The organism is Serratia sp. CY29653, from assembly GCF_052169255.1.
Taxonomy (GTDB): Bacteria; Pseudomonadota; Gammaproteobacteria; order Enterobacterales; family Enterobacteriaceae; genus Serratia; species Serratia sarumanii.
The window spans coordinates 62,810-81,674 of record NZ_JBJNLC010000003.1 but is presented as its reverse complement, the minus strand read 5'-3'; the positions used below and the strand labels follow the sequence as shown (position 1 = coordinate 81,674).

Genomic DNA, 18,865 nt, shown 5'->3' with positions numbered 1-18,865 from the left:
AAAATTATTCGATGAGCGCCGCGACCACGGCGGGGATCTGTTGCGGATTCACGATGCGTAACTGTTTATGCCGCCCCAGTTCGCCTTTCTCGATGGTGACGTTGCTTTTCGCCACTTTGAACTGCTTGGCGATAAACTTGATCAGATGGGCGTTGGCTTGGCCGTCGACCGGCGGAGCGGTGATGGCGACTTTTAGTTCGTCGCCATGCAAGCCGATAATTTGGTCGCGGCTGGCTTTCGGCTGAATATATAGCCTGATCGCCAGCCCGTCCAGCACCGGAGTGACCGCACTCACAGCAGGAACCAGATCTCGCCGAACAGATCCATGCCCAGGTAGTTGATCAGATAGAGGATCAGGATCACTACCATGGCGGAAAAGTCGATGCCGCCCATCGCCGGGATGATGCGACGGATTGGCGCCATCAAGGGTTCGGTCAGTTGGTACATCACGTAGTCGATCGGGCTGCGGCCCTGGCTTACCCAGCTCATCAGCGCACGAATGATCATCACCCAGAAGATCAGGTAGCCGGCGGACTTCACCAGCGAGATCAGACCGAACAGCAGGTTATACGGGCTGAGCGACATCGCGCCGCCCTGAATCAGCAGCAGCAGCGGGTACTTGATGGTCATCAGCAGGAACGCCAGCAGCAGCGAAGCGCTGTCGATGGGCCCCAGTGACGGGATGATGCGGCGCAGTGGGCCGACCACCGGCTGGGTGATCTTCACCACAAACTGTGAGAACGGGTTGTAAAAATCGGTGCGCGCCCACTGCATCCAAATGCGCAGCAACAGCACCATCACGTACAGATCAATAACGGTCTTGACCAGGAAAGTCAGCGTTAGCATGAAGTGGTCCTTCTCCTTAACTCGCGGTTATTTAAAATAATTTTTCCATCTCTTGGGCGCGGGAAACGGCGGCCTGCATCGCTTGCCCCACGGTTTCCGGCAGTTGGCGTTCGTTGAACACCCGCAGCGCTTCGGCGGTGGTGCCGCCTTTGGAGGTCACCTGTTCGCGCAGCGTGCCCAGCGGCGTATCCGGGTTGGCTTCCACCAATGCGGCGGCGCCGGAAGCGGCCTGTTGCACCAGATCGCGCGCGGTCTGGCTGTCGAAGCCCATGCGCTCGGCCTCTTTTTGCATCGCCTCCATAAACAGGAAGAAATAGGCCGGAGCGCTGCCCGCGGCGGCGATCACGCCGTTGATGCCATTTTCGTCATCGACCCAGCAAACTTTACCGACCGACGCCATTAAATCGCCGGTGTAATCGCGATCCCGCTGGCTGACCTGCGCCGGCGCGTACAGCCCGCTCATGCCCTTGCCGACCAGCGACGGAGTGTTGGGCATGATGCGCACGATGTCCAGCTTGTCGCCGAGCAGCTGATAGAAACGGCTGACCTGAATGCCGGCGGCGATCGACAGCACCAGCTTGCCGCTGAAATCGACCTGCTCGCGCAGCGGCTGGCAAACGTCGGCCATCAGCTGCGGTTTGACCGCCAGCACCACCACCTCGGCCTCGCGCGCGCAGGCGACGTTGTCGCCGCTGCTGACGATGCCATAGTCCGCCGCCAGCGCATCGCGGTTTTTCGCCGAAGGGGCGCAGACGCTGATGGATTTGGCCGGATAGCCGCCCGCCACCAGGCCGGCGATGATTGCACGCGCCATGTTGCCGGCGCCGATAAAGGTAATCTTGCGATGTTGCATCAAATCCCTCGTCTGTTTGTCAGGCCTGCGAGTAGTCGCGGGCGCCAAAAATTGCGGTGCCGATGCGCACCAGGGTGCTGCCTGCGGCAATCGCTGCCGCCATGTCGTCCGTCATGCCCATAGATAGCGTATCGGCCTGCGGATAACGCTGACGCAGGGCGAGAAAGGCGTCGTTCATCCGGCTGAATACCGCTAGCTGCCGCTGATAATCCGCTTCCGGCGCCGGGATGGCCATCAGGCCGCGCAGCGTCAGGTTCGGCAGCGCAGCGATCGCTTCGGCCAGCGCTGGCAGTTCGCTTAACGCGATGCCGGATTTGCTCTGCTCGTCGCTGATGTTGATTTGAATCAGCACGTTGAGCGGCGGCAGGTCGGCCGGGCGCTGATCGCTCAGGCGCTGGGCGATGCGCAGCCGATCTACGGTGTGGCACCAGGCGAAGTGTTCCGCCACCAGCCGACTCTTATTGGATTGCAGCGGGCCGATAAAGTGCCACACCAACTCGCCGCCCTGCGGCGACTCGGCGAAATGCCGGATCTTGTCTACCCCTTCCTGCACGTAGTTCTCGCCGAAGGCGCGCTGGCCGGCGGCGATGGCTTCTTCGATCGCCGCCACAGGTTTGGTTTTGCTGACTGCAAGCAGGGCAACTTCTTCTGGCGCCCGCGCGCAGTTTTGCGCGGCGGCCGCGATGCGGTTTCTGACATCCTGCAGGTTTTGTTGGATAGTGCTCATTATTGACCCGGGAGAGTGATATGGATATCGATGAATTCGTGGCCCTTAGTGTAAAGCATAATGCTTCCGATCTGCACCTTTGTGCCGGCCATCCGCCGATGTTGCGCATCGACGGTGAACTGCAGCCGCTGGCGGCGGCGCCAACGCTGACGGCGCAAGGCGTGCAGGCCCTCTGCGACGGATTGCTGAATGCGCAGCAGCGCGAGAGCCTGCGGCGGCTGGGGCAGATCGATCTGGCGCTGCACAGGCCGGGCGGGGAGCGGCTGCGGGCCAACGTTTTTCAGCAAAGCGCGGGGATGTCTCTCGCGTTGCGGCGCATCGCCGGGCAGGCGCCTTCGCTTGCCGAGCTGGCGGCGCCGGCCATCGTCCCGGCGCTGCTGCGGCGCGACGACGGGCTTCTCCTGGTCACCGGCGCCACCGGCAGCGGCAAGTCCACCACGCTGGCGGCGATGATCGACGAGATCAACCGGCACCAGCCGCGGCACATTTTGACGCTGGAGGATCCGATCGAATTCCTGCACCGCAGCCGGCGTTCGCTGATCCAGCAGCGGGAGATCGGCCGCGACAGCCACAGCTTCGATGCGGCGTTGCGCGCCGCGCTGCGCGAAGATCCGGATGTGATCCTGCTGGGCGAACTGCGCGATATCGCCACCATCCGGCTGGCGCTCACTGCGGCGGAGACCGGCCATCTGGTGCTGGCGACGTTGCACACCCGCAGCGCGCCGCAGGCGGTGGAACGGCTGGTGGACGTGTTTCCGGCGGAAGAGAAACCCTATGTGCGCGCCCAGCTGGCCGGCAGCCTGCAGGCGGTGATCGCGCAAAAGCTGATGAGGCGGCCCGGCGGCGGGCGAGTGGCGATCTTTGAGGTGCTGACGGCGACGGCGGCGGTCAGCAACCTGATCCGCGAAGGGAAAACCCATCAGTTGGCGAGCGTGTTGCAAACCGGCGCGCAGTCCGGCATGCAAACCTTTGAGCAAGGTTTGCAGCAGCGGATCGACGCCGGCGTGTTGGGGGATTGTGTTGGCGAAGGGGCGGGGAGTTAACCCAGCTGCCGTTCGAACCAGCTTTCGAGGATCACCACCGCAGAGGCGGAATCCACGCTGCCTTTGTCGAGCGCGCGGAAGCCGCCGCGATCGAACAGGTTGGCGCGCGCTTCCACGGTGCTCAGGCGCTCGTCATGCAGATCGATCTGGATGCCGAAGCGGCCGTGCAGGCGGTTGGCGAACTTGCGCGCCTGAGCGGTCACGGGTTGTTCGGTGCCGTCCATGTTCAGCGGCAGGCCGACCACCACCAGATCCGGCTGCCACTCCTTCAGCAGCTTTTCGATTTTCAGCCAGTCCGGCGAGCCGTCCTGCGCTTTGAAGGCCGGTAGGGCGCGGGCGCTGCCGGTCAACTCCTGGCCGACGGCCGCGCCGATGCTTTTGGTGCCGAAGTCGAAGGCGATAATGGTGCGGTTGCTCATCAGGCGTGTCCTGCGTGGTTGGCGATGCTGCGAATGTCGATACCCAGAAGGTTCCCCGCCTCGCGCCAACGGCTGGCGATCGGCGTGCGGAACAGAATGTCGGTGTTGGCCTCGATGGTCAGCCAGGCGTTCTCCAACACCTCCTGCTCCAGCTGGCCCTTTTCCCAACCCGCATAACCCAGCGCCACCAGCACGTCGTCCGGTTGTTCCGGGGTGCCGAGCGTTTCCAGCACGTCTTTCGAGGTGGTGATCATGGTGTTGGGGGAAATTTGAATGCTGGCGCCGAAGCCGTGGCGCGGCGTATGCAGGATAAATCCGCGATCGTCCGCCAGCGGGCCGCCGGCGAACACCGGCTTGTCCAGGCTGATGGCCGGATCGCGCGCAGGCGGCATGATCTTCAGCTTGCTCAATACCGTGGCTACCGTGAACTGCTCCACCGGTTTATTGATCACCAAACCCATGGCGCCTTCTTCGTTGTGCTCGCAGACGTAAATCACCGAGCGCTTGAAGCGAGGATCCTGCAGGGTGGGCATGGCGATCAGAAAATGGTGCTGTAAATTCATGGCGTTAGTATAAGGTAATCAATGGGTGAGAAAATAAACAGCCGCCAGTATGCGGCTATACCCGCCGCCTTTCAAGCCGCGAAAAGGCGGCTTTGGCGGGCGCGATGCTGGATAGCGGGCGGCTTGCCGCCCGCAGGCGCATTACTTCGCCGCCAGGCGCTTTTCAATCGCGTCCATCAGCATGCCGGTAATCGAGATGGGGAATGCCGCCTCAATTTCGCGTGCGCAGGTTGGGCTGGTCACGTTGATTTCGGTCAGGCGATCGCCGATCACGTCCAGGCCGACGAAGATCAGCCCTTTCTCTTTCAGCGTCGGGGCGACGGTGCGGGCGATTTTCCAGTCGCTCTCGCTCAGCGGGCGCGCTTCCCCACGGCCGCCGGCCGCCAGGTTGCCGCGGGTCTCGCCCTGCGCCGGAATGCGCGCCAGGCAGTAAGGCACCGGCTCGCCGTCGACGACCAGGATGCGTTTGTCGCCGTCCTTGATCGCCGGCAGGAAGTTCTGCGCCATGCAGAAACGGCTGCCGTGTTCGGTCAGGGTTTCGATGATCACCGACAGGTTGGGATCGTCCTGCTTCACGCGGAAGATAGACGCGCCGCCCATGCCGTCCAGCGGCTTCAGGATGATGTCGCCGTGCTGCTGGTGGAATTTGCGGATGTGCGCGGCGCTGCGGCTGACCAGCGTGTCCGGCGTCAGCTCAGGGAACCAGGCGGTGAACAGCTTCTCGTTGCAGTCGCGCAGGCTTTGCGGCTTGTTGACCACCAGCGTGCCTTTGACCTCGGCGCGCTCCAGAATGTAGGTCGCGTAGATGTATTCGGTATCGAACGGCGGATCCTTGCGCATCAGGATCACGTCCAGATCGTGCAGCGCCAGATCCTGCTCGCTGCCGAAGCTGAACCAGTTTTCCTTGTCTTCCTTCACGCTCAGCAGGCGGGTGCGGGCGCGCCCGTCACCGGCGTGCAGATAGAGATCGTTCATCTCCATGTAGTGCAATTCGTAACCGCGGCGCTGCGCTTCGAGCAGCATGGCGAAGCTGGTGTCTTTCTTGATGTTGATGGAATCGATAGGATCCATCACGATGCCGAGCTTAATCATCTTTTCTCCTTTAACCCAAGTCGCCGAAGCGGACCTGCAGAGCGGTAATGGCGGTGAGCGCTGTGGTTTCGGTACGCAGCACGCGTGGCCCCAACAGAATATCAGTAAATCCGTGGCCGGTGGTCATGGCGATTTCGTCGGCGGACAAACCGCCTTCCGGGCCGATCAGCAGGCGGACGCGGTCTACCGGCTGCGGCAGTGTGTTGATGCTGTGGCTGGCGCGCGGATGCAGGTTGAGCTTCAGGCTGCCGTCTTGTTCGGCGCACCAGGCTTCCAGCGACATCGCCTCGCGGATTTCGGGAATGCGGTTGCGGCCACACTGTTCGCAGGCGGCGATGGCGATCTTTTGCCATTGCTGGATTTTCTTCGCCAGACGCTCGCCGTCCAGTTTGACGCCGCAGCGCTCGGAAAACAGCGGGGTAATGACGTTGACGCCCAGCTCGATGGATTTCTGGATGGTGAACTCCATCTTCTCGCCGCGCGAGATCACCTGGCCCAGATGCAGGTTGAGCGGCGATTCGATGTCGTCCACGCGGCCGTCGCCGAGGCGCACCAGCACGCTCTTTTTGTCCACCCGAACTATCTCGGCGTCGAACACCTGGTTGCTGCCGTCGAACAGCTGCAGCGCCTGGCCGGCGCTCATGCGCAGCACGCGGCCGACGTGGTTGGCGGCGTCCTCGCTAAGGGCGATCTCCGCCCGATCGGTCAACGGCTGCGGATGGTAAATGCGGGGTATGCGCATGGGTAGTCTGATCCTGACGAAACGGCGCCGCGGGTTGGCGGCGCCATGAAAGATAAAGGCTATAGTAGGTTAGCTTTTCCGCTGCTGACAAGCCCGTTGAATATAGGAGTTGTGGTTGCCCTGCACCTTGGCGATACGTGCTTCGCGCTGACATTCCCATTGGCTCACCGGATATTGCCGGTTCCACACCTCGAACAGCTGGGTTTGCTGGCGTGACAGCCGCAGCTGGTAGCGATCGCGCATGTAGAAGTAGGTGCGGGCAATGGCGCCGCGGGCGCGGGCGGGCGGCTCCGCCTGTTTATTCTTGAAGTCCACCTTCATTGGGCATTGCCCGTACTGGCCCGCGCCGCCGTTCCATTGGCTGTACATGAAGTTGTTGCGGTCGCCGTTCACTTCGCCGATCGCCGGCTGCAGGTTGTGCAGATCGGTTTCTATCTGGCGGTAGGTGGCGTCCTTGTTGCAGTTTTTGCGCCCGCCGTCCTGCCAGCACTGCAGCTGGTGGCCGAATTGCCAGGCAGGCACCACGTGTTCCCACTCGATGCGTTGCGCGCGCTGGGCGTTTTTACGCACCTGATAGCCGCAGCCGGCGAGATCGGGAATGCCCTTCTTGCCTTGCCACTCGATGCGGCAGCCGCAGTAAAAACTGCCCGGCGCATCCTGGTTAATCTTGGCCGCCGCCGTCTTGGCTTGAGAGAAGTTATTGATGCCGTGCGCCTGTGCGGCGCCTGCGGCGAAAACCGCCATAAACAAAATTCTGCGAAGCATATTCCAAAACAGCTCAAAATTGGAAAAGCAGGCAGGGTAACGGAACTTGCCGGCAGTGGCAAATGGCGATATTTACTTGTTTTAACGTATAAATCGTTTAACTAAAGGTTCTCGCTAGCAATAAATTTCAGTTTTTCACCGCACCGGCGGCAGCGGTATTCGCTTTCGCCGCGCAGCACGCGGTTATGGCGGCGAATGGTGAGCTGGTGCTGCCCGCAGCCGCAGCGGTAGGGGAAGGTTTTGCTTTGCACCGAGGCGGTTTCGAAACGATGAGTGCGGCTGGCGGGCGTCAGCAGCACGCTTTCCATCACCCAGCGCCATTCGCGGCCGTGCGGCGCTACCCGGCCGAATTGGCGAAACACCAGCAGATGCGCCAGCTCGTGCGGCACCACTTCATCGATAAACGGCTGTTGGTTTTCCAGCAGCAGCACCGGGTTCAGATGGATTTCCCAGCTTTGCAGCCAAGCGGTGCCCGCGCTGGTGCCGCGTTGCTGATAGACGATGCTGGGTTCGGGGAACTCGACGGCAAAATGCCGACGAGCCAACTGCAGCTTTTCTCGCAGGCAGCGCATCACCGCTTGTTGCAGCGCGATAGGGATTCTCGGTTTGTTCATTGCGGCTAGCTTAAGCAATGGCGCGGCGGCTGACAATACGCCCCGGCGCAAATCGCATCCGGCGCTTTTTCGCCACATTGATAAGACGATCGCCGCCGATGGATTGTAATCAATGTGTTAACTGCGGGATAATAAAGCGTGCATGATGAGCCTGTACCCGCAGTTCTCACCGGACAAGGTTGAAACGCCGCCTGTGGTAATCCCTTACGCAAAGAGCGGTTATTTTGCGATTTGGCGCAATAACTGACTGATTAAAAATACGTAAGGTGGAGGCAGTTTTTTGACAAGGCGCCGCCTCGCGCGCCGCAAGTGTGAATTTAACGCAGCTGATGTTGCAAGTGAGAGATCAATGTCGAATAAACCGTTCCACTATCAAGATCCGTTCCCGCTGAAGAAAGACGATACCGAATATTATCTGCTGAGCCGCGACCACGTTTCCGTGAGCGAGTTTGAAGGCCAGGAAATACTGAAAGTTGCCCCTGAAGCGTTAACCCTGCTTGCCCAGCATGCGTTCCACGACGCCTCGTTCATGCTGCGCCCGGCGCACCAACAGCAGGTGGCCGATATCCTCGACGATCCGGACGCCAGCGAAAACGACAAGTACGTTGCGCTGCAATTTCTGCGTAACTCAGAAATCGCCGCCAAGGGTATTTTACCGACCTGCCAGGATACCGGCACGGCGATCATCGTCGGCAAAAAGGGCCAGCGCGTCTGGACCGGCGGCGGCGATGAAGAAGCGCTGTCGCGCGGGGTCTACAACACCTACATCGAAGAGAACCTGCGCTATTCGCAGAACGCCGCGCTGGATATGTACAAAGAGGTCAATACCGGCAGCAACCTGCCGGCGCAGATCGATCTCTACAGCGTGGACGGCGAAGAGTACAAGTTCCTGTGCATCGCCAAGGGCGGCGGTTCCGCCAACAAAACCTATCTGTACCAGGAAACCAAGGCGCTGCTGTCGCCGGGCAAACTGAAAAACTACCTGGTCGACAAGATGCGCACGCTGGGCACTGCGGCCTGCCCGCCGTACCACGTGGCGTTCGTCATCGGCGGCACCTCGGCGGAAGCGACGCTGAAAACCGTCAAGCTGGCCTCGACCAAGTATTACGATGGCCTGCCGACCGAAGGCAACGAGCATGGCCAGGCGTTCCGCGATCTGGAACTTGAAGCGGAACTGCTGCAAGAAGCGCAGAACCTGGGGCTGGGCGCGCAGTTCGGCGGCAAATACTTCGCGCACGATATCCGCGTGGTGCGCCTGCCGCGCCACGGCGCGTCGTGCCCGGTCGGCATGGGCGTCTCCTGCTCCGCGGATCGCAACATCAAAGGCAAAATCAACCGCGACGGCATCTGGCTGGAAAAACTGGAGCACAATCCGGGGAAATTCATTCCTCAGGAGCTGCGCCAGGCCGGGGAGGGCGAGGCGATCAAGGTCGATCTCAACCGTCCGATGGCCGAGATCCTCAAACAGCTGTCGCAGTACCCGGTTTCCACCCGCCTGTCGCTGAGCGGCACCATCATCGTCGGCCGTGATATCGCGCACGCCAAGCTGAAAGAACGCCTGGATCGCGGTGAAGGCCTGCCGCAGTACGTCAAGGATCACCCGATCTACTACGCCGGCCCGGCCAAAACGCCGGAAGGCTACGCGTCCGGTTCGCTGGGGCCAACCACCGCCGGGCGTATGGACTCCTACGTCGATCTGCTGCAATCCCACGGCGGCAGCATGATCATGCTGGCGAAAGGCAACCGCAGCCAGCAGGTAACGGATGCCTGCCACAAGCACGGCGGTTTCTATCTCGGCAGCATCGGCGGCCCGGCGGCGGTGCTGGCGCAGCAGAGCATCAAGAGCCTGGAGTGCGTGGAGTACCCTGAGCTGGGCATGGAAGCGATCTGGAAAATCGAGGTGGAAGATTTCCCGGCGTTTATCCTGGTGGATGACAAAGGCAATGACTTCTTCCAGAAGATCCAGGCCGGTCAGTGCTCCAGCTGCCTGAAATAAGCGCGGCCCCCTTCGCCGCCTGCGGGCGGTGAAGGGGATTGTGTAAAGTCCTGTAGCCTGCTGGACGGCGAGTTTTAACCTGTATACCCTACGCGGACAGCACTAAAATTCGACTAATGGAATATCGGCAACAGAAGGCTCGGCAAGCACATGAGTACGCAGGAAAGTCATATCAAGGAATTGCTGGTCTGGATTGAGGATAATCTGACCAATCCGCTGTCGTTGGATATCGTTTCCGCCAAGTCAGGCTATACGAAATGGTATCTGCAGCGCATGTTCAAGAAGCAGACCGGATTATCGTTAGCTTCGTATATCCGCGCTCGCCGCCTCTATCTCGCCGCCTTCGCCTTGCGTTTCACGCAGAAGAGCATCCTCGATATCTCGGTCGAATACCAATTCGATAACCAGCAGACGTTCTCGCGCTGTTTCAAGAAACACTTCGCCGAATCGCCCAGCGTCTATCGCCATGCCCGCAAGCAGGACTTCAGTAATCTGGTGCGTTCGCTGGCGGCCAGCCAGCCGGGCGATATTCAGGTCGAACGCGTCAGCATCGCCAGCGGGCAATACGCCTTTCACGGCAAGCAGTACGCTTATCACCTGGATATCGAGAAGCTGGACAAGTCGCACCTGCCGCAGCGCAGCGCGCTGCGGGCGCAGTTCTATACCTTATTGGGCGAGCGCCCGACGCAAACCTATTCGTTTACCCAACTGGTGCCGGACGGCGAGCGGGTCAGGGTCGATTATACCCTGGGCGTGACGACGGAATACCCGCTGCGCGAAGGCGTGGTGCTGGAGCCGTTGCCGGAGATCCACGGCGAGTTTTGCCGTTTTCGCTATTCCGGCAAGCCGGTGGCGCTCAATGACCACATCATTCAAATCTACACGCAGGTGCTGCCCGAAATGGGGCTGGCCCGCGGTGACGGGCCGGACATTACGGTGTTCAGCTATTCGCTGAGCGGGAAAGAGGAGCTGCATCTGGAGCTGCAGCATCTGGTGCCGGTGGTGCCGCTGCATTGAGCCCGTCGGCGGCCGGCAGCCGGTTTTTTTGCTGCACGATCGCCGCCATCACCGCCAGGGCGATCTCCGCCGGGGTTTTGCTGCCCAGCGGTAGGCCGATCGGCGCATGGATGCGTTCCAGCTCCTGCGGGGTGAATTCGGCAATCTGCTGCAAACGCTGGCGCCGCCGCGCGCTGTTTCTGAGCGAGCCCATGGCGCCGATGTAAAACGCCGGGGTGTGGATCGCTTCCATCAGCGTCAGGTCGTCCATGCGCGGATCGTGGGTCAGCGCCACGACGGCGGTATTGGCGTGGCAACCCCCTTCCTCAATGAATTTGGCCGGAAACTGACGCAGCAACGTCACGCCCGGTTTCAGCTCGGCGGCAAAGTTATCCAGCGCCTCCGGGCGGTTCTCGCACACCAGCACCTCAAACCCCAGCGCCACGGCGAAATCGGCGCAGTACAGCGCCACGCTGGACAGCCCGGCGATCAGCAGGCGCGGCGCGGCCGCGATGTGCAGGGTGATCTGCTCAAGCCGGCGTTCGACCTGGGTGGCGCTGGTGAAGTGGCTCTGCTCGAGGCTGTGGCAGGCGTTGGGCAGCGTCAGGCGTTTGATCAACGCGTGGTGCCCTTCCAGCGCGCCGGCGATGCGCCGCAGGTAAGCGATGCTGGCTTCACTCGCCGGCAGGTATTCGATCAGCACGTCCAGCACGCCGCCGCAGGGCAGCGCCACGTTGGGCGTCATGCCGCCTTCACCGTAGCGAATCACCTGGCTGGCCGCCTGATACTCCCCGGCGGCCACGCGGCGCAAAAAATCTTCCTCCACGCAGCCGCCCGACAGCGAGCCGCTGTAGCGGCCATCGCGGGTCGCCGCCATCAGCGCGCCCGGCGAGCGCGGCGAAGAGCCGTAGGTGCTGAGCACGGTACATAACCAGACCGGCTGTTGCTGCAGCCAGCTTATCGCCTGGCTGACCACGGTGACGTCAAGATGTTGCATAGGTGAATTTACTCGCTGGCCGGGAGTTGCGATGGAAGATCAATATCCTGCACGACGCCGGGTTGCTCAAGCGGCAGCAGGTGCACTGCCGCGCCTTGCAGCAGTTCACGCGCGCCATTATCGCCGCGCAGTTGGCAAAGGGGTTTGCGCAATAGAGCGGAAAAACCGACCGGATGACCGGGCTGTTGCGCATAGCAGGGGCGCACGATCGCGTGCTGCCGTAAGGCATCCGCCACCTGCCGGAAAACATCGGCGCCGACGAACGGCATATCGGCCAGGTGAATCAGCCAGCCCTGCCAGTGCGGCGTGGCCGCAACGCCCGCGGCGATCGAGTCGCCGAGGCCCGCGCTGGCGAGCAGGGTGACCGGTACCTGGTTGGCGGCGCAGGCGGCCAGCACCGGCAGATTATCCGGCCGGGTCACCACCTGTACCGGCAGGCCGGAGGCCAGCGCCTGGTGCAGGGTGTGTTCGAACAGCGATCGCCGCTCGCCCGCCGCATCGGCAAATCCGGCGTTCAATTTGTTGCCCCGGCCGCCGGCCTGAATAAAGCGCTCCCCGCGTCCGGCGGCGGTAATGACAATGCCCGTGGTCATGGTTGAAGTCCGCGTTTGCGCAAATTATTTATTAGCCTACAAACTACCTGTGTTTTGTAAATGTTTTTTTGTTGAAAACAGCCTGTTAATCATCACATAATTTTAGTTATAAGCATATGCTTATGACGTCTACGGCAAGGTCGTCAGCGTTTGCGCAACAACACCGCGAACAAAAACCAATTACAAGAAAGACGTGAAGGACTTATTTATGAGCAATTTCAACCCGTCGCGGCGCCGCTTTATCAAAGGCGCCGTGATTGCGGGGGTGTCCGTGTACCTCGCGCCCCTGTACAGCCGCGCCTACGCCGCGCTGTTCGAGCAAAAAATCCTCCAGTCACCCAACTGGGATCCGCAGACCAAACGCGTCCGTTTCCGTATCGATGGCCGCGCCAAGGTCATGGGGCAGAAGGTGTTCGCGCGCGACATCCGCGCGGTGGACATGCCGCACTGGCCGCAGAAACAGGCGCACGCCTTCATTCTTCGCGTCACTAAAGCCGACCGGCTGTTCGAGGGCGTCGATCTGTCGCTGCTGGGGGACGACCTGCAGCCGGATCGCCTGGTGACGGCGGAAGATCTGGCGCGCGACGGCCTGGCCTTCCCGGCGTTCTACGGCGACGACATGCTGCTGCCGAGCGGCAAAACCCCGGCCTATCTCGGCCAGGCGGTGGCGATACTGATCTATCACGACTTCGCCCGTTTCCGCTTCGCCAAGGACAAGCTGAAATTCCGTGAGGAAACCATCAAATACGGCGCGGTCACCGGCCCGCTGGAGCGCGATCCCTGGGGCAGCTTCCGCTATGTGCGGGTGGGGGGCCATCAACCGTTCGACGACGATCGCTTCTCCAGCCTGAAGGACACGCCGATCTTCCCGGTGTCGATGAAAAAACACCTGCCGGTGTGGCCGGAAGGGCGCGAGGGCGGCAAGCTGGATCAGGAAGGCATGCGCTATGCGGGCCTGATCGCCGACGAGATGGCCAATCCGCCGGCCGATTGGCTGGTGATGTCGCGCCGCTACACCACGCAGTCGATCGACACCTCGGCGCTGGAGCCGGACAACGCCAACGGCTGGTTCGACGCCGAGACGCAAACGCTGCATCTGGTGGTGCCGACCCAGTCGCCGCAGGAAGTGGCCGACGAGATGCCGCGCATGCTGGCCAAGCGCAACCCGCCGGTGAAACAGCTGATCCTGCACCCGTGCTACACCGTGGGCTACGGCTCGAAAGATCACTACAACTTCCCGTATTACGGCGCGGTGGCGGCGATGTACGGCGACGGCCACCCGGTGCGCCTGGCCAACGATCGCTTCGAGCAGTTCCAGACGGCGCTGAAGCGCCACGCGTTCGACATGAATTACCGCATCGCGGTGAATAAGCAGACCGGCGTCATGCAGTCGTTCCTCGGCGACATGACCGCGGACGGCGGCGGCCGCAGCAACTTTACCCCTTCGGTGGTGATGGTCGGCGCGACCGCCGCGCAGTCGATTTACTACTTCCCGAAAAGCGATCTGTCGTCGGTCGGGCTGGCCTCACGCGCCATCGACGCCGGCTCGGCGCGCGGTTACGGCACGCTGCAGAGCATGGCCGCCACCGAGATGATGGTGGATGAGCTGGCCGCCGAGCTGAAGATCGACCCGATCGAGTTCCGCCTGCGCAACGTGCTGAAATCCGGCATGAAAAACACCCAGGGGGCGATCCCGGCCGGTGCGATCCGCGCCGATGAAGTGCTGGAGAAGGCGGCGAAGCATGAGATGTGGCTCAAGCGCGCCGAACGCAAGGCCGAGTTTGAGAGCCGCCATCCCGGCAAGCGCTATGGCGTTGGCTTCGGCTGCGTGCAGAAAGACTTCGGCACCGGGGCGGAAACCTCGTTCGCCCGGGTGGAGCTGAGCGAAGACGGCCGCATCACGCTGCATCACAGCGGCGCGGAGATGGGTACCGGCATGTCGACCTCGCAGTCGGTGCTGTGCGCACAGTGGCTGGGCAAACCGGCCGACGAAGCGCATTTCTCGGTCACCGACTGGTCGGTGCTGCCGATGGTCACCAGCGGCGATCCCTACCTGATGTCGCAGGAGGAGCAGGACAAGCTGCAAACCAACCCTAACTGGACGCCGAGCTACTGTTCGCCGTCCAGCGCCAGCAACTCGGCCTATTACTTCTCGCACAGCACCCGCGAAGCGGCGCGCCTGATCTTCGATCACGGCCTGTGGCCGGCGGCGATGGCGCTGTGGCAGGCCGGCATCGGCGGCGGCCAGGCGGCGCCGCTGGTAGTGCGGTGTGAAGATGCGCGTTGGGTCGAAGGCGGCCTGACGGCGGCGGGCATGTCGGTGCTGAGCCTCGAGCTGCTGGCCAAGACGGCCTATCAGATGGGCGGCGTCACCGGCGCGGCGGTGCACGTCTTCAACCGCTGGCAGTGGGCGGAGGCCGATTTCACGCTGAGCGGCAAAAGCGAACGCCTGCCGATCGACGGCATGGCGCTGCGCAACGCCGGCGGCGAATTCAAACCGCTGGCGCGCGGGCAGATCTACTACCCGCCAACCCAGCGTAACAATGCGGCGGTCACCTACTACAGCGCCGTCGGCACGCTGGCGGAAGTGGCGGTGGATATCGCCACCGGCCAGGTGGAATTGCTGAATCACCATTCGATCATGGAGTGCGGCAACCTGATCGTGCCGGAACTGGTTTCCGGCCAGCTGCAGGGCGGGCTGGCGATGGGGATCGGCCATGCGCTGCACGAATATTTACCGCTGTACGAAGACGGGCCGGGCAACGGCACCTGGAACTTCAACCGTTACCACCTGCCGCGCGCCAGCGACGTGGCGGTGTGGAAGCAGAGTGGCGACATCCTGCCGGCGCTGTCGGAAACCGATCCGCCGAAAGGCATGGCGGAGGTGGTGATGATCCCGATTGTGGCCGCGCTGGTCAACGCCATCGCCGACGCCACCGGCCACCGTTTCCGTGATTTGCCCGTTCGTGCAGAAAATATTCGTGAGGTATTACAATGAGCATTAAAACCCAGCCGATCTCCCTGACCATCAACCAGAAGCAGTACGGCCCAATCGAGGTGCCGGAAGGCCTGATGATGATCGATTTCCTGCACGAATACCTTGACCTGACCGGCTCGCGCCTCGGCTGCGGGCAGGGCATTTGCCACGCCTGCGTGGCAATCGTCGATCACCCGAGCGGCACCAGCGAAGAGGTGCGCACCTGCATCACCGGCGCGCATTTCTTCAACGGCAAGAAAGTGCGTACCGTCGAAGGCCACGCCAGGGTGGACGAGCAGGGCGAGGTGGTTGAACTGTCGCCGATCCAGCAGGCGTTTCTGGAGCACTACAGCTTCCAGTGCGGCTATTGCACGCCGGGCTTCGTCAATGCCGCCACCATTTTCGTGGAAAAGCTCAAGCGTGAACCTATCGCTCGCGAGCAGCTGGAAAGCGCCATCGAGCAGGCGTTGGACAGCCACATCTGCCGCTGCACCGGCTACGTGCGTTACTACGAAGCGGTGCGCGACGTGGTGCTGAAAACGCCGGGCCTGCTGAAGGAGACGGCGCAATGAAAAAACGTCTCGCAGTATTGATTGTGCTGGTGGCGATCGTGGTGATTGCGCTGCTGTGGTGGCGGGAAAACCGCCGTTACGACGGCCCGGTGCAGCAGGTGACCGCCGGCGCCGAACAGATCGCCCGCGGCCGCTATCTGGCGCAGGCCGCCGACTGCGCCGCCTGTCATACCGCCAGCGGCGGGGCGCCGTTGGCCGGCGGCTATCCGCTGGAAACGCCGTTCGGCACGATTTACGGCAGCAATCTGACGCCGTCGGCCGACCACGGCATCGGGCGCTGGACCAAGGACGACTTCTTCCTGGCGCTGACGCAGGGCGTGGCGCCGGGCGGGCGGCACCTGTACCCGGCGATGCCTTATACCTCGTACAAGGGCATGTCGCGTCAGGACGCTGACGACATCTACGCTTACCTGATGACGCGCCCGGCGGTGGACGCGGCCATTCCGGCCAACGAGATGCCGTTCCCGTTCAACCAGCGCATGGCGCTGATCGGCTGGAACCTGCTGTTCCGCAGCCAGGATCCGCTGCCGGCCAGTTCGCAGGGCAGCTCGCCGCAATGGCAGCGCGGCCGCTATCTGGCCGACGTGCTGGGCCACTGTGGCGAATGCCACACGCCGCGCGGCGCGCTGGGGCAGATGGATCTCGCCAAGCCGATGCAGGGCGGCGATCTCGGCCGCTTCATGGCGCCGGACATTACGCCGCACGGCCTGGCGCAGCGCGGCTGGACGCCGCAGGACATCAGCCGCTTCCTCAGCACCGGCCTCGCGCCGCAGGGTTCCGCCTTCAGCGAGATGCACATGGTGGTGGATCTCAGCACCCGGCATTTAACGCCGGAAGACCATCAGGCGCTGGCGCTGTATCTGATGGGCGAGCAGCCGCCGGCGGCGGTGCCGGTGAAAATGGGCCAGGGCAGCGATGCCGGGCGCATGGCCTATCTGGATCAGTGCGCCGGCTGCCACGCCCGCGAAGGCGAGGGCAAACCGCACGTCGCACCGGCGATGCGCGATAACGCCACGCTGCGCCAGGTGGACGGCAAGAACCTGATCGTGTCGGTGCTGGACGGCCTGCCGGCTCAGCAGTTCCCGAACGGCGAAAGCATGCAGAGCATGCCGGGCTTCGGCGAACGGCTGAGCGATGCCGACGTGGCGGAGCTGGTGAATTATCTGCGCGTGACCTGGGGCGGCTTGCCGGCGGACATCACCGCCGAACAGGTGAAAGCGCTGCGCAAATAAGCGGCGTTCAGGCGAAAAAAATGGCCCGCATCAGCGGGCCATTTTATTGCGCGGTCACGGGGTTCAACGGCTGGTGACGCCGTCGACGCGTTGGCTGCGCTGTTTGATGGCGTAACCGACGGCCAGGATCGCCACCCACACCGGGATCAGCAGCACCGAGATTTGAATGCCCGGCGTCAGGTACATGATCACCAGGATGCCGGCCATGAACAGCAGGCACAGGTAGTTGCTGAACGGGTACCAGAACGCTTTGAACTTCGGCACCACACCTTCGCGATTTTTAGCGGCGCGGAACTTCAGGTGCGCCAGGCTGATCATCGCCCAGTTGATCACCAGCGCCGATACCACCAACGCCATCAACAGTTCGAAGGCGCGGCCCGGGATCAGGTAGTTAATCAGCACGCACAGCGCGGTGGCGAGGGCGGAAATGCCGATGGCCACCACCGGCACACCGCGGCCGTCGACCTTCAACAGGCTTTTCGGGCCGTTGCCCTGCTGCGCCAGGCCGTACAGCATGCGGCTGTTACAGTAGACGCAGCTGTTGTACACCGACAGCGCGGCGGTGAGCACCACGATGTTCAGCACGGTCGCCACCAGGTTGCTGTTCAGCGCGTGGAAGATCAGCACGAACGGGCTGCCGCCTTCGACCACTTTGCCCCACGGGTACAGCGACAGCAGAATGGCCAGCGAACCGATATAGAAGATCAGGATGCGGTAGATCACCTGATTGGTGGCTTTCGGAATGCTCTTTTGCGGGTCGTCGGCTTCGGCGGCGGTGATGCCGACCAGCTCGAGGCCGCCGAAGGAGAACATGATCACCGCCATCGCCATCACCAGGCCCATGACGCCGTTCGGGAAGAACCCGCCCTGCGCCCACAGATTGGTGACGGTGGCCTCCGGGCCGCCCATGCCGCTGAACAGCAGGTAGGCGCCGAACACGATCATGCCGATAATCGCCACCACCTTGATGATGGCGAACCAGAACTCCATCTCGCCGTAAACTTTGACGTTGGCCAGGTTGATGGCGTTGATCGCCAGGAAGAATACCGCGGCGGAAACCCAGGTGGGGATCTCCGGCCACCAGTACTGCACGTAGATGCCGACCGCGGTCAGTTCCGCCATCGCCACCAGGACATACAGCACCCAGTAGTTCCAGCCGGAGGCGAAGCCGGCGAAGTTGCCCCAGTATTTGTAGGCGAAGTGGCTGAAGGAACCGGCAACCGGCTCTTCCACCACCATCTCCCCCAGCTGGCGCATGATCAGAAACGCGATGAAGCCGCCGATGGCGTAGCCGAGAAGCACTGACGGGCCGGCCATTTTTATTGTTTGAGCGATACCGAGAAATAACCCGGTGCCGATTGCGCCACCTAAGGCGATGAGCTGAATATGGCGGTTTTTCAGGCCGCGTTTCAGCTGGTCACCATGCTGTTGACCATCCATCAATCAAACCCTCTGTCGTTGTGAATGCCCACATGCCTGTAAAGCAGTGGTTACGATGTGTGTTTTGTTTTATTTACGGCGTTATAGCTATTAATTCCACGGCGCCGCTACCGTTTGGCAGAGAATAATGTTATGCGCGTCGGTTTGCACCTGCTTTGTCGTGTGAGTGATTAAGATTGCAGCAGTTTAGGAAACAAAATGCGGGTTGTGTGACGGCAGGGGGGATTCAGTGCATGAAATAAGCAACAAATCACATAATGCGCAAAAATAACGTAGATCCGAGCGGCGGCGCGCGTTCAAATAGTGAACGAATCACCGTGGCGCTGCTCGCCAAATAGCCATTCATTAAAGCGTCATAACCATGCAATAAAACTTGGGCAAAAAGTTTGCACTCTGCC

General features: G+C 61.9%; 19 protein-coding genes. 6 read left to right on the top strand and 13 right to left on the bottom strand.

Annotated features, from left to right (window positions below):
* Positions 1-4: 4 nt before the first annotated feature.
* Genes yggU through ACJ8HN_RS16665 form a run of 4 tightly spaced genes read right to left on the bottom strand, consistent with a single transcriptional unit; the run spans position 5 to position 2,426 of the window.
* Positions 5-295, bottom strand: a complete 291-nt coding sequence (gene yggU, locus ACJ8HN_RS16680) for a DUF167 family protein YggU (protein WP_004948014.1) — start codon at positions 293-295, stop codon at positions 5-7.
* On the bottom strand, positions 292-846 hold the full coding sequence (locus tag ACJ8HN_RS16675; protein ID WP_004937436.1) for a YggT family protein: 555 nt from the start codon (positions 844-846) through the stop codon (positions 292-294). The genes yggU and ACJ8HN_RS16675 overlap by 4 nt, the downstream gene beginning before the upstream one ends.
* Before the next feature lie 31 nt (positions 847-877).
* Positions 878-1,699, bottom strand: coding sequence for a pyrroline-5-carboxylate reductase (proC, locus tag ACJ8HN_RS16670; protein ID WP_033639391.1), 822 nt, complete (start codon positions 1,697-1,699; stop codon positions 878-880).
* 19 nt (positions 1,700-1,718) lie between these two features.
* On the bottom strand, positions 1,719-2,426 hold the full coding sequence (locus tag ACJ8HN_RS16665; protein ID WP_442523718.1) for a YggS family pyridoxal phosphate-dependent enzyme: 708 nt from the start codon (positions 2,424-2,426) through the stop codon (positions 1,719-1,721).
* A 20-nt stretch (positions 2,427-2,446) separates the two neighbouring features.
* On the opposite strand from ACJ8HN_RS16665, the gene ACJ8HN_RS16660 reads away from it, so the two are divergent.
* Positions 2,447-3,469 (top strand): type IV pilus twitching motility protein PilT, encoded by a 1,023-nt coding sequence (locus ACJ8HN_RS16660; protein WP_049213491.1) that lies wholly within the window; start codon positions 2,447-2,449, stop codon positions 3,467-3,469.
* On the opposite strand, the gene ruvX is transcribed toward ACJ8HN_RS16660, so the two are convergent.
* The 6 genes from ruvX to ACJ8HN_RS16630 form a co-directional block, all read right to left on the bottom strand.
* Positions 3,466-3,888, bottom strand: a complete 423-nt coding sequence (gene ruvX, locus ACJ8HN_RS16655) for a Holliday junction resolvase RuvX (RefSeq protein WP_015379046.1) — start codon at positions 3,886-3,888, stop codon at positions 3,466-3,468. The genes ACJ8HN_RS16660 and ruvX overlap by 4 nt on opposite strands.
* Positions 3,888-4,451 carry a YqgE/AlgH family protein gene (locus tag ACJ8HN_RS16650; RefSeq protein WP_033635940.1) on the bottom strand — a complete coding sequence of 188 codons (564 nt, stop codon included), beginning with the start codon at positions 4,449-4,451 and terminating at the stop codon, positions 3,888-3,890. The genes ruvX and ACJ8HN_RS16650 overlap by 1 nt, the downstream gene beginning before the upstream one ends.
* Before the next feature lie 141 nt (positions 4,452-4,592).
* Complete coding sequence (gene gshB, locus ACJ8HN_RS16645; RefSeq protein WP_033635939.1) at positions 4,593-5,543, bottom strand: glutathione synthase; 951 nt, start codon at positions 5,541-5,543, stop codon at positions 4,593-4,595.
* Between the two features lie 10 nt (positions 5,544-5,553).
* The gene (gene rsmE / locus ACJ8HN_RS16640; RefSeq protein WP_033654665.1) at positions 5,554-6,285 is read right to left on the bottom strand and encodes a 16S rRNA (uracil(1498)-N(3))-methyltransferase; all 732 of its coding nucleotides are present in this window, start codon (positions 6,283-6,285) and stop codon (positions 5,554-5,556) included.
* 69 nt (positions 6,286-6,354) lie between these two features.
* Positions 6,355-7,050, bottom strand: coding sequence for a deoxyribonuclease I (gene endA, locus ACJ8HN_RS16635; RefSeq protein ID WP_442523717.1), 696 nt, complete (start codon positions 7,048-7,050; stop codon positions 6,355-6,357).
* Between the two features lie 101 nt (positions 7,051-7,151).
* Complete coding sequence (locus tag ACJ8HN_RS16630) at positions 7,152-7,664, bottom strand: SprT family zinc-dependent metalloprotease (RefSeq protein ID WP_442523716.1); 513 nt, start codon at positions 7,662-7,664, stop codon at positions 7,152-7,154.
* A gap of 349 nt (positions 7,665-8,013) precedes the next feature.
* Here ACJ8HN_RS16630 and fumA point away from each other — a divergent pair, with 349 nt between their 5' ends.
* Both fumA and ACJ8HN_RS16620 read left to right on the top strand, forming a co-directional pair.
* Positions 8,014-9,660: a class I fumarate hydratase FumA gene (fumA, locus tag ACJ8HN_RS16625; RefSeq protein WP_025304241.1), complete on the top strand. Its 1,647-nt coding sequence runs from the start codon at positions 8,014-8,016 to the stop codon at positions 9,658-9,660.
* 150 nt (positions 9,661-9,810) lie between these two features.
* Positions 9,811-10,677: a helix-turn-helix domain-containing protein gene (locus ACJ8HN_RS16620; RefSeq protein WP_047570548.1), complete on the top strand. Its 867-nt coding sequence runs from the start codon at positions 9,811-9,813 to the stop codon at positions 10,675-10,677.
* Here ACJ8HN_RS16620 and ACJ8HN_RS16615 read toward each other — a convergent pair.
* A complete protein-coding gene (locus ACJ8HN_RS16615; RefSeq protein WP_033649595.1) occupies positions 10,601-11,653 on the bottom strand; it encodes an XdhC family protein in 1,053 nt (350 codons plus the stop codon). The genes ACJ8HN_RS16620 and ACJ8HN_RS16615 overlap by 77 nt on opposite strands.
* An 8-nt stretch (positions 11,654-11,661) precedes the next feature.
* Positions 11,662-12,246: a nucleotidyltransferase family protein gene (locus ACJ8HN_RS16610; protein ID WP_060427024.1), complete on the bottom strand. Its 585-nt coding sequence runs from the start codon at positions 12,244-12,246 to the stop codon at positions 11,662-11,664.
* Positions 12,247-12,454: 208 nt separating this feature from the next.
* Between ACJ8HN_RS16610 and ACJ8HN_RS16605 the strand changes: the two genes are divergently transcribed.
* From ACJ8HN_RS16605 to ACJ8HN_RS16595, 3 genes are read left to right on the top strand one after another with little or no spacing between them, the layout of a single operon-like run.
* Complete coding sequence (locus ACJ8HN_RS16605; protein WP_442523715.1) at positions 12,455-15,244, top strand: xanthine dehydrogenase family protein molybdopterin-binding subunit; 2,790 nt, start codon at positions 12,455-12,457, stop codon at positions 15,242-15,244.
* A complete protein-coding gene (locus ACJ8HN_RS16600) occupies positions 15,241-15,795 on the top strand; it encodes a (2Fe-2S)-binding protein (RefSeq protein WP_033635931.1) in 555 nt (184 codons plus the stop codon). The genes ACJ8HN_RS16605 and ACJ8HN_RS16600 overlap by 4 nt, the downstream gene beginning before the upstream one ends.
* Positions 15,792-17,027, top strand: a complete 1,236-nt coding sequence (locus ACJ8HN_RS16595) for a cytochrome c (RefSeq protein WP_193169608.1) — start codon at positions 15,792-15,794, stop codon at positions 17,025-17,027. Before ACJ8HN_RS16600 ends, ACJ8HN_RS16595 begins: the two co-directional genes overlap by 4 nt.
* A gap of 63 nt (positions 17,028-17,090) precedes the next feature.
* Here ACJ8HN_RS16595 and ACJ8HN_RS16590 read toward each other — a convergent pair whose 3' ends face one another.
* The gene (locus ACJ8HN_RS16590) at positions 17,091-18,467 is read right to left on the bottom strand and encodes an amino acid permease (protein ID WP_033635929.1); all 1,377 of its coding nucleotides are present in this window, start codon (positions 18,465-18,467) and stop codon (positions 17,091-17,093) included.
* Positions 18,468-18,865: the final 398 nt, after the last annotated feature.